Origin of the sequence: Sphingobium sp., assembly GCF_048594625.1 — a bacterium.
In the GTDB taxonomy this organism is placed as follows: domain Bacteria; phylum Pseudomonadota; class Alphaproteobacteria; order Sphingomonadales; family Sphingomonadaceae; genus Sphingobium.
Map to the genome: position 1 here is coordinate 1 of NZ_JBMDWL010000081.1, position 16,473 is coordinate 16,473.

Consider the following 16,473-nt stretch of genomic DNA (forward strand, 5'->3'; position numbering starts at 1 on the left):
GTTGAAAATGGGGGATTTCGGATCTGCGACGCGGCTGGGGTCGACGGCATGGCTCTGGTCGAAATCGCCCTTCAGCACCGGGCCGCTGGGCGGCTTGCCATAGGCGCCCCACCGGCCCTTATAGGCATTGCTCCTGTCGTCGAAGCCGATCACGCGGCGGTTCACATAGCCGTCGGACACCAGCACCATGCCATCGGAATGATTGACGTCGGACGGGTTGCCCAGCTGGTCGGTGGCGTCATTGCCGCCGGTCTTTTCGCGCTTGCCGAAGCTGCGGATATATCGCCCGTTCGCGCTATAGTTCATGACGACATGGTCGCCCTTGCCATTGCCGCCGAACCACACAGTCCCGGCCTTGTCCACGAAGATGCCGTGCAGGCTGGTCGGCCACTGGTTGACGCCATCGACGGTCGGCGCGCTGTCCGCCCCGCCCCAGCCGCCCAGATAACGGCCATCCTTGGCAAAGCGCACCACTGGCGGCGCGGGCTTGCAACAGGCGGCGATCGGCGGATTTTGCGCAAGGCCGGTGTCGGTCGCGGTCAGGCTGTGCGGTCGGTGTACGACCCAGACCGAATCGTCCGGTCCCACCGCAACGCCGCTCACCTGTCCCAGCAGCAGGTCGTCGGGCATCGCGGGCCATGCCGCATCCACCTTGAAACGCGGCATTTTGGTGCCTGCGGGCGCAATCTGTTCGAAGGTCAGCGGCGCGAGCGCCGGGGCAAAGGGCACGGATGGCGTCGTCGTCGTGGATGCGGCCGTCAGGGGCAGGAGAATGGCGGCGGCGAGAAAGGGGCGCATGGGACTGCTCCTTGATCGGGAAAAGTGGGATCGGGAAATGCGGGATCGGGAAAGCTGGACCGGATCATGCCCGTCTGCCCGTGCCGGTCAACGGCTATGCCGCGCATGATCAAGGCAAAAAGAACCGGCCGACAGGGTTGCGTCGGCCGGTCAGGGGGCATCGTCCGAAATGTCAGCTCGCCTGCACGGGGCGATCCGTTGCTTCGATACGGAAAAAGGGCAGCGCATGATGAACGATCCAGCCGATCATCGCGGCGTAGAGGATCGTGCCGACCCCGGCGGTGCCGCCCAGCATCCAGCCGACCGCAAGGACGCCGATCTCTATCCCGGTGCGCACCCATTTGACCGGCCATCCGGTGCGGCGGCACAGGCCCGTCATCAACCCGTCGCGTGGCCCCGGCCCCATGCCCGCGCCGATATAGGCGCCGCCGGCAATGCCGTTCAGCACGACACCCGCCACCAGCCATGCGCCCCGCATGGCATACCCTTCGGGCGTGGGCAGGATCATCAGCGACAGGTCTACCGCCGTGCCGATCACCAATATGTTGGCGATAGTGCCAAAGCCCGGCCGCTGCCGCAGAGGCCACCAGAGCAGCAGCACGATCGCCCCGATCAGGTTGACCGTCATGCCGAAGCTGAGACCGAGGCGCGGCGCGACCCCCTGATTGAGAACATCCCATGGCGACAGGCCCAGATTGGCGCGCAGCATCAGCGCCATCGAAAAGCCGTAGAGGCCAAGCCCCCAGAAGAGCTGGAACAGGCGTTGAAAGAAGCGGGGATCAATCATGGCCAGTCTTATTTCGCGTAATTGGCCTTTTCCAAAATGGCCAGTTTCGCCTAAATGGCCTTTCATCGACCCAAGTTTTGGAATGATTGCCATGTCCACTTCGCTGTTGCGTCCCCCTTCCCTCCTCCGCCTGCTGGGCGCCTGGCGCGCGCAGGACAGTGCGGAGCCGGCCTATCGCCAACTGGCGCAGGCGCTGCGGATGCTGGTGCTGGACGGGCGGGTAGGGTTGAACGTCCGCCTGCCCGGTGAACGCGAACTGGCCGCTGCGCTTGGCCTGTCGCGCACGACCGTGGCGGCTGCGTTCGACCGGTTGCGCGACGAAGGTTTCCTGGAAAGCCGCCAGGGTTCGGGCAGCGTCACCCGTTTGCCGCCCGGCGGCGCGCAATCGCCCATGGACGAACGCGATGTCGGGGTGAGCAATGGCAATCTGCTCAACTGGACCCATGCCGCTTTGCCCGCCGCGCCCGGTGTCGCGCGCGCCTATGCCCATGCGGTGGAGGCGCTTCCCGCTTATCTGGGCGATCTTGGCTATGATCCGCTGGGCCTGATGGTGTTGCGTCGGGCGATCGCGGCCCATTATGAGCGGCGCGGCTGTCCCACCAGCCCGGACCAGATCATGGTCACCAATGGCGCGCAGCAGGGATTTTCTCTGCTGCTCAAATGGCTGGCGGGGCCGGGCGACCGGGTGGTGATCGACCACCCGACCTATCATAATGCCATTCAGGCGCTGCAACGCGCCCATGTGGTGCCGGTGCCGGTGGGTCTGCCTGCGCAGGGATGGGATGTCGATGCGATGGAGGCGGCCTTTCGCCAAACGTCGCCACGTTTCGCCTATGTCATCGCCGATTTCCACAATCCGACGGGGCGCAGCATGGACCCGGCGACCCGCCGCGCGCTGGTCGCTGCGGCGGCGCGCACGCATACGCCGCTGATTATCGACGAAACGATGGTGGCGATGGGTCTCGATTTCGCCCCGCCCCCGCCGGTTGCGATGCACGACCCGTCGGGGCGGCAGGTCATCACGCTGGGGTCGGCCAGCAAGATATTCTGGGGCGGCCTGCGGGTCGGCTGGATTCGCGCCGATCCGCAGACGGTCGCGGCGCTGGGCCGCCTGCGCACCACGATGGACATGGCCAGCCCGGTCGTGGAGCAGATTGCGGTGGCGCAACTGATCGACGCCGACGTCGGCCTTGGCGAACGGGCCGGGATGCTCCGGGCGCGTCGCGACCACCTGCTGGCGTTGATCGAACGGCATCTGCCCCATTGGCGGGTCGAATCGCCTGCGGGCGGCCTGTCGCTCTGGGCGGAACTGCCGCGGGCGGAGGCGACGGCGCTGGCGGCGCTTGCCGAAAGTTTGGGTGTCCGCATCGCCGCCGGGCCGCGTTTCGGCGTCAGCGGCGCGTTCGAACGATTCATGCGCCTGCCCTTCACCCTGCCGGAGGATCAGCTGGAGGCCGGGGTCGAACGGCTGGTGGAGGCCGACGCGCGGTTGCATGCCCGCTTGCCCAAGGGCCGTGATTCGCTGGCCATGGCGCTGGACGCAGACCGGCTGATTTAGAGCGGTTTTCGATCTGAGTGGATCAGATGACCGCTCTAAGTCTTTTTTTCCGTGATTTCTTAACCGGCGATCAATTCCGATCGTTTGGAAAATCGCTCTAGGTGTGAGGCAAGATGCGTGCAAAAGCGCATCTTGCGGCGGTGCCGGCCCTCTCCTCACCCGGCCACCCATATTATACAGCCGTTGGGTGGCCGGGCGGGGAAGAGGGCCGGCGTGGCAATCACCAAAAAAGGGCCGCGTGGAGCATGTCCGCGCGGCCCTTTTCAAATCGAATAGAAACCCGGCCTTACGCCGCCTTCTTCGATTCCTTATAGCGTTCGATCGCTTCCAGCACGATGCGACGGGCGTCTTCCGCGCCACCCCAGGTGCCGATGCGTACCCACTTGGTCTTTTCCAGATCCTTATAGTGGGTGAAGAAATGTTCGATCTGCTCCATCACGATGCCGGGCAGATCGTCCTTTTCATCGACGTTCGAATAATAAGGGAAGGTCTTGTTATCCGGCACGCAGACCAGCTTTTCGTCGCCACCGGCTTCATCTTCCAGATTGAGCACGGCGATGGGACGGGCGCGCACGACTGAACCGGGCACGAAGGGCGAGCGGGCGATGACCAGCGCGTCCAGCGGATCGCCATCGGGCGACAGCGTGTGCGGCACGAAGCCATAATTTGCCGGATAGCGCATCGGCGTGTGCAGGATGCGGTCCACGAACAGCGCGCCCGACGCCTTGTCGAACTCATATTTCACGGGTTCGCCGCCGGTGGGCACTTCGATGATGACGTTCAGGCTGTTGGGCGGATCGTCGCCAACCGGGATCAGTTCGATATTCATGGAAACGCCTTTTTGTTCAAGTTGCGTTGCAAGTGATTCACGTTCTGGCTTTGAGCAGCTTGTCGAGGCTGCCTTCACCCTCTCCCGTCTTTTCCAGGCGCGGATAGCGCAGCCCGCCCGAATAATCGAGGGTCAAAGTGCGATAATACTTGTCCTGCTTTAGGATGATCTGGAACGGCGTCTTGGCCTTGATCGCGGCTTTCCACACGTCGGCCGAATATTCGTCGCCATTAACCGCGATGATCTTCACCCCGGTGACAAGGCCTGCCTTGAATGCTGCGCTGTCCCAGATGACGCTGCTGACCTCGCCGTCATTCTTGACGACCGCGCCCAGACCAAAGCTCTGGTCCACCATCTTGGCCGATCCTTCGGCCGCCTTGGTGATCGCGCCGGGTTCCTCACCATAGACCAGCTTGTAACCGCCCAGGATGAAGCCGCCCTTGGGCGTTTCGCGAGTGGGGCTGTCGACATATTTCTGGAAGAAACCGGCCCAGTCATAGGGGGCGATGTCATTGAGCGTCCTGATCACGTCGCCGCGATTATAGACGACCTGACCCCAGTCGCCCGGATTGATGCCGAAAAATGCCTTGGCGAAATCGTCGAGGCCCTTCTTGCCGCGTGTCGCCTTGGCGATGATCGCATCGGCCTCCAGCCAGATCATCAGGCCTTCATTATAATAATCCTCCGACCGCTGCCAGCTGGCCCAGCCCTTGGGGCGGCGGGCAGAGATGATCGGATCGTGGGTGGTGTCTTCCATCGGGCGCCACTGGCGGCCGACCGCCGTGTCCAGCCTGGCCGCGATCTGGGCATAGGCGTCCAGCGTTTCCTGTTTGCTGAACATGCCCGACCGCGCGCCCAGCACATAGCCCCAGAATTGCGTCTGCCCTTCATAGACCCACAGCAGATTATCCTGCATCGGCACGTTGAAGTCGGGCGTCCAGAGCAGGTCGGGGCGGCGGAACTTGCCGTCCCAGCTATGGGTGAATTCATGCGGCAACAGGTTGCGGTCCAGCAGCGCCTCGCCCGAATCCCATTTCTTGAAATAGCCCGGCTCGACCTGATTTTCGGAACTGCGATGATGTTCTAGGCCAATGCCGCCCATTTCGTCGGTGATGGCCAGCAGGAAATCATAATGGTTGAAATGATAGGCGCCGAACAGCGCGCCCGCTTCGGCCACCAGCTTCTTGTGCTTGGCGATCTGTTCCGGTTTGAAATCCAGTTCGTCGGCATCGTCCACGACCAGATTGAGCGTCACATTGCTGCCCAGATCGACCGGCTTGAAGTGCAGGCCTGCAAAGACCGGCGAATCCTGCAAGGCTTCATAATCGATGGTTTCATAAGCGACGGCATTGCCGGTCTTCGTGCCGCGCAGCGCGGTCGCGGCCTGCCAGCCTGCCGGATAGGTCACGGTCGGCTGGATCGGGATCTGGCGCGTGAAATAGCCCGCCGGATAGAGCGATACGCTTTCCCACTGAATGTTCAGCATCTTGGGCGTCACGACGACGCGGCCCTGATTGGGCTGGGTCGCGGACAGGAACTGGAACTGCGCCACCACTTCCGTCGCGCCCTGCGGTACATCGATGTTGAATGCATAGACGTTCAGCGGATCACGCTTCCACGCGACCGGCAGGCCATTGGCGGTAAAGGTCAGGCCGGTCAGCTTTTCAATCTGCCCGCGCGGCGCATGATTGCCCGGCAGCCATGCGGGCATCATCAGCGTCATGGGGCCAGCGGCGGCGACGGGAATGGTTTCCTTCACGCGGAAGATGCGCTGCACCGTGTCGCTTGCATCCACCTCCAGCTTGATGGTGCCGCCGGGATAGGGGATGTCCTTTGGTGCAGGTGCCGCGCTGTCGACCGGCAAGGCGGTCGGCTTGGAACGGATCGCGTCCTGCGCGAAAAGGGGGTTGGCGATGGCCGTGCTAAGGCAAAGGGCGGCAGCGATGCTGCGGATCATGGATGTCTCCAGAAAGGAAAAGGGACCGGTCGGCCCGATTGCCCTTTAGCATGGCGGGGGAGGGCGGCGGCGTCCACCCCCTGATACACGCCTGTAAAAAGCGCGTTTCCTTGGGGCGGATTTGCCGTTAAAGGCGCTGCCCCATGGCAAAGATCGAAACGCCGCGCCCAAAGACCCCCAATCCTGTGCGCGGCACGCAGGACATGCTGGGCGGCACCACCGAAGCGTTCCAGGAACGGTTCGCGCATGTGGTTGCAACCTTCGACCGCGTCCGCAAACTTTACGGTTTTCAACGGGTTGAAGTGCCGGTATTCGAATCCACCGCCGTCTTCGCCCGGTCGCTGGGCGAAAGCACCGACGTCGTCTCGAAAGAGATGTACACGTTCGAGGATCGCGGCGGCGACAGCATCACGTTGCGCCCGGAATTTACCGCAGGCATCAGCCGCGCCTACATCACCGAAGGCTGGCAGCAGTTCGCGCCCCTGAAAGTGGCGACCCACGGCCCGCTTTTCCGTTATGAACGCCCGCAAAAGGGGCGTTTCCGCCAGTTCCATCAGCTCGACGCCGAAATCCTTGGCGCGGGTGAGCCGGGCGCGGATGTCGAATTGCTGGTGCTGGCCGACCAGTTGCTCAAGGAACTGGGCGTGGCCAATGGCGTGACGCTCAACCTCAACACACTGGGCGATGGCCCCAGCCGCGACGCCTGGCGTGCCGCGCTGATCGCGCATTTCGAGGCGCATAAGGACCAGCTGTCGGAAGAAAGCCTCGACCGGCTGAACCGCAATCCGCTGCGCATCCTCGACAGTAAAGACCCGCGCGACCGCCCGGTGGCGGACAGCGCGCCGGACATCGACGCCTATCTGACCGACGAAGCCCGGACCTTCTTTGATAAGGTGACGAGCGGTCTCGACGCAGCAGGCGTGGCGTGGGAACGCAATGCCCGGCTGGTGCGCGGCCTCGATTATTATCGCCACACCGCTTTCGAATTCATCACCGACCGCCTCGGCGCGCAGGGCACGGTGCTGGGCGGCGGCCGCTATGACGGCCTCATTGAAAATCTGGGTGGCCCCTCCACCCCGGCGGTCGGCTGGGCGGCGGGAATCGAGCGGCTGGCGATGCTGATCGACCAGCCCACCATCGACAAACCATCCGTGATCCTCATTCCCATGGGCGACGCGGCAGACATGAAGGCGACCGGCATCATCGCCGATCTGCGCCGCGCCGGTGTCGCCTGCGACATGGGCTATCGCGGCAATATGAAGAAGCGGATGCAGCGCGCCAATGCGTCGGGCGCCGCCTGGGCGATCATATTGGGCGAAGATGAACTGGCGCGGGGCGAAGCGGCCGTCCGCAACCTTGGCACCGGGGAACAGCAGGCGGTGGCGCTCGACGCCCTGATCGGGACGGTGACGGCACTCTGATGCATATCTCCGCCGAACGCATCGCGCAGATAGAGGCGCGCCGGGACGAGGTTCAGGCGTCGATGACGCGTGCCGACCTTGCGCCGGAAGAGTTTGTGCGGCTGTCGAAGGAATATGCGGAAATCGAACCGGTCGCCCGCGCTGCGCATGAAGTGCGCCGTTTGCGGCAGGAACTGTCCGCGCTCGACATCATGGCGGGCGGCGGGGACGATCCCGATGCCGATCCTCTCATGCGCGAAATGGCGCAGGAGGAAATGCAGCTGATCCGCAGCCAGTTGCCCGACGCCGAACGGGCGCTGGCGCTGCAATTGCTGCCCCGCGATGCGGCCGACGCGCGTCCGGCCATGCTGGAAATCCGCGCGGGCACCGGCGGAGACGAAGCCGCGCTGTTCGCGGGCGACCTGTTCCGCATGTATCAGCGCTATGCCGATGCGCAGGGGTGGAAGATGGACATGATCTCCGCCAACGCGTCCGAACAGGGCGGGTTCAAGGAAGTCGTCGCCAGCGTCAACGGCACCGGCGTCTTTGCCAAGCTGAAGTTCGAAAGCGGCGTCCATCGCGTCCAGCGCGTGCCCGCGACCGAAAGCGGCGGACGCATCCACACCAGCGCTGCGACCGTCGCCATCCTGCCGGAGCCGGAGGAAGTGGACGTCCAGATCGCCGACAGCGACCTCAAGATCGACATCTACCGTGCGTCGGGCGCGGGCGGCCAGCATGTGAACACCACCGACTCCGCTGTCCGCATCACGCACCTGCCCAGCGGCATCGTGGTAACGCAGCAGGACGAACGGTCGCAGCACAAGAACAAGGCGAAGGCTATGCAGGTGCTGCGCGCGCGCATCTACGAAGTCGAACGCGAACGCGCGCAAAGCGAACAGGCGGGCGCGCGCAAGGCGATGGTGGGATCGGGCGACCGGTCCGAACGCATCCGCACCTATAATTTCCCGCAAGGGCGCGTGACCGATCACCGCATCAACCTGACCCTGCATCGCCTGCCCGAAATATTGGAAGGGCCGGGCCTGTCCGACGTCATCAACGCGCTGGTCGCCGAAGATGAAGCGGCGCGGCTGGCGCAGCTGGACGGAGTGGGGTGACCCTTTCCGACGCGCTGCGCGCCGCGACTGTCCAACTCGCTGTTTCAAGCGATACCGCGCGGCTGGATGCCGAACTGCTGATGGCTCATGCGCTGGGCCTGTCCCGTTCCGACATGCTGATGCGCCAGCGCGATCTGGATGTGCCCCACGGGTTTGCGGGGCTGCTGGCCCGGCGGCTGGATGGCGAACCCATCGCCCATATCACCGGCGTCCGCGATTTCTGGACGATCAGCCTGACGGTCACGCCCGACACGCTGATCCCCCGTCCCGACAGCGAAACGCTGATCGAGGCCGCGGTGGCTCATTTCCAGGATCGTGCGCCCGCCACGGTGCTGGACCTTGGTACCGGTTCGGGCGCCCTGCTGCTCGCGGCGCTGGCGCAATGGCCCGAAGCGACGGGGCTGGGTGTCGACGCCTCCGCCCCTGCCCTTGTCGTGGCGCGGGGCAATGCGGACCGGCTGGGCATGGCCGGGCGCGCCGAATTTCGTTCGGGGGACTGGGCGCGCGGGGTGGATGGCGCCTTCGACCTGCTGCTGATCAACCCGCCCTATATCGTTGCCGACCTGTCCCTGTCGGGCGATGTGCTGCGCGAACCGGCCAGCGCGCTGTTCGCGGGCGCGGATGGCCTTGACGATTATCGCCGGATCGTGCCGGATCTGCCGCGCCTGATCGCGCCCGGCGGCATGGCGGCGATCGAGATCGGCTATGATCAGGCCGCAAGCGTATCGGCGTTGCTGCACGATCAGGGGCTGGTCGTGGCCGTTCGCTGCGATCTGGCAGGGCATGATCGCTGCCTGATTGCGACCAAAAGATACTAAGCAACCTTTGATTTGCCAGCCAGCAAGCGAAAATTGCTTGGTTTATGGTGAAAAAGTCACTACATCAGCCATAGGGGCGGCTCTATCTTGTGACATGGTCGGTTAGACCGTTGATAGAAAAAGCCGTTTTCCTAGCTCCTTATAGTCATGACGGCGCTCGCTGCGCAGGCGCCGCTGGCAGCTGGGGGAATGATCCTGACGGGATCATGCCTGGCGGAGCCGTATCCGGCCTGAAAAAAAGCAGGTCGTGCTTGGGGATGGCGTACTGAACAGTGTTTTCAGTGAATGATGTCATAGCGAACGCAAGGATCATGTCTTGATCAACAATCGGCAGGCCGGTCGCCGCAATCGCGGCCGGAATAATAACAACGGACGTCCCAACGGCAATAATCGGGGCGGTGGCGATAACGGTAACCGCATCGACAGCCGCGCCCGCGGCAACGCGGCCCAGCTTCTTGAGAAATACAAGAATATGGCGCGCGATGCCCAGATGGCCGGTGACCGGGTCAATGCCGAATATTATCTGCAATTTGCCGATCATTATTTCCGCGTCCTTGCCGACAACCGCGCCCGTCAGGAAGAACAGCAGCAGCGCTTCCGTCCCCGCGACGATAATTTCGACGAGGATGGCGACGAATTTGACGGCGGCTTCGAGGGTAACGACGATTTCCGCGCCGACCGTCAGGACGAAGGGCGTGAAACCCGCGAACCGCGTGAAAACCGTGAACCGCGCGAAGGCCGCAACAATCGCCGCGATCGTCCGCGACGTGACCGTTTCGTGGCCGATGGCGATGCGCCGCAGCAGGAAATGGGCGTCGAAGGACCGACCGGCAATCCGGCGACCGAAGCGCGCGCAAAGCCCAATCTTCGTCCCCGTGCCGATGCGCAGCGGGATGTGGAAGCGCCCTCCGCGCCGCAGGCCGATGCATCTGACGCCGAAGTCGAGGCCCCTCGCCCGCGCCGTGGTCGTCCGCGCAAGGCCGCTGCCGACGTCGCGCCGGAAGCGAATGAAGGCTTCGACATGACGGTGTTGCCGCCTTCGATCGCGCGCGCCGACAATGACGCCGAAACGGCGGAGGAAGCGCCCAAGAAGCGCACGCGTCGGCCCCGCGCCGCAGCCGAAGCTGCCGAATAAGCGCATCGCAGAACAGAATAAGGGGACGGCGCCGTCAATCGCGCCGTCCCCTTTTTCATGCCCGCCGTTCGGGCATGGCTGACGCGACTTTGCAACCCGATCGCGATAGGGCACAACTGTCGCAAATCGCTGGAGAGTTGTCGATGAAATTCGCGCGCCTGCCTGTTGTGCTGCTGTCTCTCCTCCCCCTTTGTGCTCAGGCGCAGAATCAGGGGGCTGCCGATCCCACCGGTGCCACGGCACAGGGCGATATTGCCGTCACCATCTATAATGGCGGCCAATCGCTGGTGCAGGATAATCGGCAACTGGTGATGACGGCGGGGCGCAACCGAATCGAATTTCCCGATGTGTCGGCACGCATCCGTCCTGAAACGGTGAACCTGTCCGGTCCGGGCCTCTCCATCGTCGAACAGAATTTCGACTATGACCTGCTGTCCCCCGACACGCTGATGGACAAGGCGGTGGGGCAGGAGGTGACGTTGCTGCGCACCAATCCCGCGACCGGCGCGGAAACGCGCGAACGGGCGAAGGTGCTGGCGGCCAATGGCGGCATCGTGCTTCAGATCGGCAGCCGGATAGAGGTGTTGCGCGACGATGGCCTGCCGGTGCGGGTGATTTTCGATCGGGTGCCGCCCAATCTGCGCGCTCGCCCGACCCTGTCGGTGACGGTCGATGCCGAACGTGGCGGCACCATCCCTGCGCGTCTGTCCTACCTGACCCCCAATCTGGGCTGGACCGCCGATTATGTGGCGCTGTTCGATTCGGCGAAGGGTGCGATGGACATGCAGGGGTGGGTGACGCTGACCAACAATAGCGGCACGACCTTCAGCAATGCGAAGACGATTCTGGTTGCAGGCAATCCGGCCAGCGGCGGCGGCCGTACCAACTGGTGGCAGTCCGGAAGCGGCGCGATCGATCAGGGCGGAACCGAAAGCGGTCCGCGCGAACGGCTGGGCGACTATTATCTTTATCCCCTTCCTGCCCGCACGACCATCGCCAACGCGCAGCAGAAACAGGTCAGCTTCCTCGACGTGAAGGGCGCGCCTGCGCGCGCGACCTATGAATATCTCAACGGCTGGATGGGCAGTTCTCCAGAACCGATGAGCGCATCGAGCGTACTCAAATTCTCGACGGCGAAGGACGGAGGGCTGGGCGATCAGCTGCCGGCCGGCACCATTCGCGTCTATATGCGCGACGCGCGCGGCAACCCGCAATTCATCGGCGAAAACCGCATCGATCATACGCCCATGGGATCGTCCATGGCGCTGCGTACGGGCGAAGCCTTCGACGTGAAGGTCCGTCCCACCGTCGAACAGCGCACGAAGAAAGGCGGCAACCGCTGGGAAACGAAGATGCGTTACACGCTGACCAACGCCCGGCCCGAAGCGGTGACGATCGATCTGGCGCAGCAGGGCCTGTGGGGCGACACGCGGATCGTGGCCCAGAGCCTGGAGGGCAAGCGGGTATCGGCCGACCGGATGGAATGGAGCGTTCCCGTCCCCGCCAATGGCACGGTGGACGTCAGCGTCACATTCGACACACGTTTCTGATCGAAGGGGCGCCCGCCGTGCCGCGCTTTCTGATTCTTCTGCTGCTCTGGATTGTCGCGTCGCCGGTGCAGGCGGGCACGGTCCTGTCGGCAAAGCCCGATTCGGTGTTCGTCACCGTCTATCGCCAGCCCGGCCGGACCAAGGGGGCGATCGATCGCAACTGGCCGGGCGGCTATGCACTCATCACCGAAGCCCGCACCGTTGACCTGCCGCAGGGCGAATCGACCGTGCGATTCGAAGGCGTGGCCGAAGGATTGATGCCCGAAACGGCGGTTCTGTCCGGCATGCCGCGCGGCGTGCGGGAAAAGAATCGCGACGCCCGCCTTCTGTCCCCCGCCGGACTGGTCGATGCCTATCTGAAACGCGGCGTCACCCTGCGCCGTACCGACCGCAAGACAGGCAAGGTCGTGGAGCAGGATGCGATCATCAGCGCCGGGCCGATGGGCGGCGTCATTCTCCAGACCGCGCAGGGATATGAGGCTTTGGGGTGCAGCGGCCTGCCCGAACGGATGCTTTACCCCCGCGCGCCTGCCGATCTGTCGGCGCGCCCGACCCTGTCGGTGATCGCGACCAGTGACCGCCCGACCCGCGCCACCTTGCAGCTGACCTATCTGGCCGAAGGGTTCGACTGGGCCGCCAATTATGTGGCGGATATGGGCGCGGACGGGCGGACGCTGGATCTGATGGCCTGGCTGACGGTCGCCAATGGCGGCGTCACCAGCTTTGCCGATGCACAGCTCAATGTAATTGCGGGCCAGCCAAACCGCCGATGGCGCGCGCCGCTGCCCCGGCCGACCGGCGGCCCGCTGCTGCTGCGCTGCTGGCCGATGGACATCACCAGCACCCATCCGGTCTGGGAACTCTTCCCGGTTCGGATGACGGAGCCGGTCATGATGGAGGGCGCGCAGGACATCGTCGTGACGTCCCGTCGCATGGCCGCGCCGATGGTGGCTGCTCCCCCGCCCCCACCGCCTCCTCCTCCTCCCGCGCCGCCGCCCCCGCCGGAAGATGTCGGCGACCTCAAACTCTATCGCGTGCCGGTGACCGTCGAAGTCGCGGCCAAGGCGCAGAAACAGGTCGCCCTGCTGCGACAGCCCGGCGCGAAGGTGGAACGACTCTATGCCGCCATGGTGGGCGATCGCGACGATCAGGCCGAATCGCTGCCAATGACGCTGCGGCTGCGTTTGCTCAATCGCAAGGATGATGGCCTTGGCCTCGCCATGCCATCGGGCCGGGTTGCCGTGTTCGAGGATGTGGACGGGATGCGGCTGCTGGTGGGTGAAGCGGACATTGGCGACAAGGCGGAAGGCGAGCGGATCGATTATGATCTGGCCGCCAGTCCCGACGTGCGCATCCTTGCCCGCCGGACGGCACGGTCGGGAAAGAAGCAGGGCTGGACCCTGACGCTCAGCAACGCCCGCCCTTTTGCCGTCACGGCGGAAATCACGATTTCGCATGACATCATGCCGCGCCCGGCCGACATGGAAAGGCGCGGCAACGACTGGATCTGGCGCGTGACGATACCCGCCAATGACAATGTGGAACGCCGCTATAACCAGCGCCTGCCGCGCTGAAGGTCAGGTCGTCGGCAGAGGGCGTGGCCGGTAATTCGCATCCAGCGCGACGAAGGTGTAAACGCCGCTGGTCAGCCGCACTTCCTGCATATCCGCGCCGCGCGTGGCGATGACATCGATACGGATCGCCACCGATGTGCGGCCGCGTCGTTCCTCATGGGCATAGACCGACACGATGTCGCCCAGCAGGATCGGGGTAATGAATGTCATGCTTTCGATCGCGACGGTGGCGACCGGCCCTTGAGCGATTCGTCCGGCGACGATGCCGCCCGCAATGTCCATCTGGCTCAGCACCCAGCCGCCAAAGATATGGCCGTTGGTGTTGATGTCGGTCAGGTGCGGCACCAGCCGCAACACCACCTCGCCCCGCGCGCCTTGCGTTTCAATCGTCAATGGGCACCTCATCCTTTACCCGGTCGATCACCTGTTCGTCATGCCCGGTGCCGCTCGACAAAAATGTCAGCGCCATCAGTCCGGTCCCCAGCATGAATGTCAGCCATACGCCCAAAATCGTCGCGATCACCATGTGAATCGGCATGTGCCCGGTCCACCAGTGCAGGAACAGCAACGCCAGTCCGACGCACAGCAAGCCGCCCACCGCCATCCAGGCCATGATCCGCCGGAACCGCGCCCATGCGGTTGCGGCGATCTGTGGATCATCCAGGGCCTGTCTGCGTGTCATCCCTTTTCTTTGAGCAACGAAAGTGGGATCATCAAGCGTCCAGTGGCAATGTCCCGGACAAAGATGGGAAAAGGAGAGTGTTCATGACCATCGCAGCGATTTTGCAGGGCAAGAACGACGTCATCAGCGTGCATCCGGGCGACAGCGTCGTGTCGGTGGTGCAATTGCTGGCGGAACGGCGAATCGGCTGCGTGCCGGTGGTCGATAATGGCCAGGTGGTCGGCATCTTTTCCGAACGCGATCTCGTCTATCGCGTGGCGACCGATGGCGCATCGGCGCTCGACCATGTCGTGGGCGACGTGATGACCACGCCCGCGATTACCATCGATGACGATACGCCGGTCATGCACGGCCTGTCGCTGATGACGAAACGGCGCATCCGGCATCTGCCCGTCGTGGTCGACGGGGCACTGGTCGGCATGATCTCCATCGGAGATCTGGTCAAATATCGCATCGACGCCATCGAATCGGAAGCGGCCGCCATGCGGGATTATATCCAGACCGCCTGATGACGAACGGCGCGCCGGTTCAGGCAGGGGCCTGCACCGGCGGCGCGCGGCGAATCACCAATGCCACCAATTCCATCAACGTGCCCCGCGCGCAAAGCAGCAATGCGCCCAGAAAGGCTATGCCGCCCACCGGCACCAATATGCCAAGCCGGATCGGCGCGGCCAGCGGCGGCAGCAGGTGATCGATCGCCATGACGACGCCTGCCATCAGGATGGAACAGCCAACCCCCGGCGCAGCGGCGCGTATCACATCGGCAGGCCGCAACCCCATCGGCCCGCCAGCCAGTTTTGCGGTCACGGCGGTCAGGACGGGAAACGCGCCCAGCCATGCCCATGCAAGGCCGATGGCCCCGAATCGGATGCCGATCAGGAAGGCAGCAGGCATCAGCACCGCGCCGACAGCGGCGACTCGCGCCGTGGTGCCGGGCCGTCCCAGCGCGTTGCTGACCGGCGCGAACATCACCTGCAACGTCATGAACGGCATGGCGAGCGCAAGAATCGCGACGAAGGGCGCCATTTCCAGCCATTTGCGACCGAATAATGTCTCCACCAGCGGCGCGGCCGTTACCGCCATCCCCAGATAGATGGGACAGGTCAGCAGCAGCAGCAGCTTCACCGCCTTGCAAAATGACCATGCGACCCGACTGACATCCTTCTGCATACGGGCGTAAGCGGGGAAGGCGACGTCATTGAGCGGCGGCACGAACTTGCTGACGAAAATCTGGGTCAGGAACAGCGCCTCTGCATAAAGCCCCAATGCATGCGGCTCCAGCATGCGGCCACCGATGAAGATGTCGGCCTGACTCTGCACGATCCAGAAAAGCTGTCCGCCCAGCAGCGATGCGCCATAGGCGACCATGGCGCCGGTGCCGCGGAAATCGAACAGGGGAACCGGGCGGAAACCGGTCGCGATGACATAGCCTGCGGCCTTGACCCAGAATCCGGTGATCGGCGCCCAAACCAGCGTCCACACGCCCCATCCCGACAGCGCACCGGTCAACGCCATGGCGGCCGATGCAATGGCTGCGATCAGGTTGACCAGCGCAGGTCGCCTGAAATCCAGCGCCCGGCCCATGATCGCTTCGGGGACGGAGATAAAGGGCGTGGACAGGTATAGCAGCGCCTGTACCCGCAACAGGTCGGCGACCATGGGCTGATCATAATAATCCGCGGCAAGGGGCGCGATGCCCAGCTGGAGCAACGCGAGCGCGCCGTTCAGCAACAGCATGATGGTGAAGGCCTGCCGCAACCGGCGCGGTTCGACCGTATCGGACTGAACCAATGCGCTCACCAGCCCATAGCCGTTCAGGAAAGTGGCGAAGTTCAATATCACCTGCGTCATGGCGAACAGGCCGTAATCGGCCGGGTCGAGCAGCCGTATGACGGCCAGCGTCACGACCCAGCTCATCATCTGCGACACGATCTGGCTGCCCGATCGCCAGAAAACGGCGCTCCTTATGCGTGCCCCAAAACCCGCATCATCCGCATCGGCATCCTGCAACGTCATTCTCTAACCATTCCCTGTGCCTCAAAGCGCCGTGGAATGGGCACTAACCGCTAACCCCCAAAAAAATGTGAAATAAAATTGCAAAAAGTGTTTGACGGTTCGGCCGGGTCCGCCTAGAGGGCTTTTCACCGGACGGGGCGGCGCTGCTGAGGCGCCAGACTGTACGGTCGCCAACATAGACGGGATGGACCTCCCTCGGAAGAAGTTTCGAGGCGGGAAGGCTGTCCCGGTTTATTTGTCGGTTCTTTGACATT

At 63.9% G+C, this 16,473-nt stretch carries 15 protein-coding genes; 8 read left to right on the forward strand and 7 right to left on the reverse strand.

What is annotated here, in order from left to right; all coding sequences use genetic code 11:
- Together ACOJSJ_RS09680 and ACOJSJ_RS09685 are read right to left on the reverse strand one after the other, a co-directional pair.
- Positions 1-798, reverse strand: a 798-nt coding sequence (locus tag ACOJSJ_RS09680) for a hypothetical protein (protein ID WP_420144777.1), incomplete at its 3' end; no start/stop codon positions are given.
- Between the two features lie 172 nt (positions 799-970).
- Positions 971-1,585 carry a YczE/YyaS/YitT family protein gene (locus ACOJSJ_RS09685; protein WP_420144778.1) on the reverse strand — a complete coding sequence of 205 codons (615 nt, stop codon included), beginning with the start codon at positions 1,583-1,585 and terminating at the stop codon, positions 971-973.
- Positions 1,586-1,676: 91 nt separating this feature from the next.
- On the opposite strand from ACOJSJ_RS09685, the gene ACOJSJ_RS09690 reads away from it, so the two are divergent.
- The gene (locus ACOJSJ_RS09690; protein ID WP_420144779.1) at positions 1,677-3,143 is read left to right on the forward strand and encodes a PLP-dependent aminotransferase family protein; all 1,467 of its coding nucleotides are present in this window, start codon (positions 1,677-1,679) and stop codon (positions 3,141-3,143) included.
- A 286-nt stretch (positions 3,144-3,429) separates the two neighbouring features.
- Here ACOJSJ_RS09690 and ppa read toward each other — a convergent pair whose 3' ends face one another.
- Positions 3,430-3,972 carry an inorganic diphosphatase gene (gene ppa / locus ACOJSJ_RS09695; protein ID WP_325414316.1) on the reverse strand — a complete coding sequence of 181 codons (543 nt, stop codon included), beginning with the start codon at positions 3,970-3,972 and terminating at the stop codon, positions 3,430-3,432.
- Between the two features lie 37 nt (positions 3,973-4,009).
- Entirely contained in the window at positions 4,010-5,929 is a 1,920-nt protein-coding gene (locus ACOJSJ_RS09700; RefSeq protein ID WP_420144780.1) for a M61 family metallopeptidase, read from the reverse strand.
- Between the two features lie 143 nt (positions 5,930-6,072).
- On the opposite strand from ACOJSJ_RS09700, the gene hisS reads away from it, so the two are divergent.
- The 6 genes from hisS to ACOJSJ_RS09730 all read left to right on the forward strand — a co-directional run bounded on the left by hisS (position 6,073) and on the right by ACOJSJ_RS09730 (position 13,521).
- Positions 6,073-7,350 carry a histidine--tRNA ligase gene (hisS, locus tag ACOJSJ_RS09705; protein ID WP_420144781.1) on the forward strand — a complete coding sequence of 426 codons (1,278 nt, stop codon included), beginning with the start codon at positions 6,073-6,075 and terminating at the stop codon, positions 7,348-7,350.
- The gene (gene prfA, locus ACOJSJ_RS09710) at positions 7,350-8,444 is read left to right on the forward strand and encodes a peptide chain release factor 1 (RefSeq protein WP_420144782.1); all 1,095 of its coding nucleotides are present in this window, start codon (positions 7,350-7,352) and stop codon (positions 8,442-8,444) included. Before hisS ends, prfA begins: the two co-directional genes overlap by 1 nt.
- The gene (prmC, locus tag ACOJSJ_RS09715; protein WP_420144783.1) at positions 8,441-9,262 is read left to right on the forward strand and encodes a peptide chain release factor N(5)-glutamine methyltransferase; all 822 of its coding nucleotides are present in this window, start codon (positions 8,441-8,443) and stop codon (positions 9,260-9,262) included. Before prfA ends, prmC begins: the two co-directional genes overlap by 4 nt.
- A 316-nt stretch (positions 9,263-9,578) precedes the next feature.
- On the forward strand, positions 9,579-10,397 hold the full coding sequence (locus ACOJSJ_RS09720; protein ID WP_420144784.1) for a DUF4167 domain-containing protein: 819 nt from the start codon (positions 9,579-9,581) through the stop codon (positions 10,395-10,397).
- A 143-nt stretch (positions 10,398-10,540) separates the two neighbouring features.
- Positions 10,541-11,947 carry a DUF4139 domain-containing protein gene (locus tag ACOJSJ_RS09725; RefSeq protein WP_420144785.1) on the forward strand — a complete coding sequence of 469 codons (1,407 nt, stop codon included), beginning with the start codon at positions 10,541-10,543 and terminating at the stop codon, positions 11,945-11,947.
- A 17-nt stretch (positions 11,948-11,964) separates the two neighbouring features.
- Positions 11,965-13,521, forward strand: coding sequence for a DUF4139 domain-containing protein (locus ACOJSJ_RS09730; RefSeq protein ID WP_420144786.1), 1,557 nt, complete (start codon positions 11,965-11,967; stop codon positions 13,519-13,521).
- A gap of 3 nt (positions 13,522-13,524) precedes the next feature.
- Here the strand turns inward: ACOJSJ_RS09730 and ACOJSJ_RS09735 are convergent, their stop codons facing one another.
- Together ACOJSJ_RS09735 and ACOJSJ_RS09740 are read right to left on the reverse strand one after the other, a co-directional pair.
- Positions 13,525-13,914, reverse strand: a complete 390-nt coding sequence (locus ACOJSJ_RS09735) for an acyl-CoA thioesterase (RefSeq protein WP_420144787.1) — start codon at positions 13,912-13,914, stop codon at positions 13,525-13,527.
- Positions 13,904-14,203: a hypothetical protein gene (locus ACOJSJ_RS09740; RefSeq protein ID WP_420144788.1), complete on the reverse strand. Its 300-nt coding sequence runs from the start codon at positions 14,201-14,203 to the stop codon at positions 13,904-13,906. Before ACOJSJ_RS09740 ends, ACOJSJ_RS09735 begins: the two co-directional genes overlap by 11 nt.
- An 83-nt stretch (positions 14,204-14,286) precedes the next feature.
- Here ACOJSJ_RS09740 and ACOJSJ_RS09745 point away from each other — a divergent pair, with 83 nt between their 5' ends.
- Positions 14,287-14,712: a CBS domain-containing protein gene (locus tag ACOJSJ_RS09745; RefSeq protein ID WP_420144789.1), complete on the forward strand. Its 426-nt coding sequence runs from the start codon at positions 14,287-14,289 to the stop codon at positions 14,710-14,712.
- A 19-nt stretch (positions 14,713-14,731) separates the two neighbouring features.
- On the opposite strand, the gene ACOJSJ_RS09750 is transcribed toward ACOJSJ_RS09745, so the two are convergent.
- Complete coding sequence (locus ACOJSJ_RS09750; RefSeq protein WP_420144790.1) at positions 14,732-16,219, reverse strand: lipopolysaccharide biosynthesis protein; 1,488 nt, start codon at positions 16,217-16,219, stop codon at positions 14,732-14,734.
- Positions 16,220-16,473: the final 254 nt, after the last annotated feature.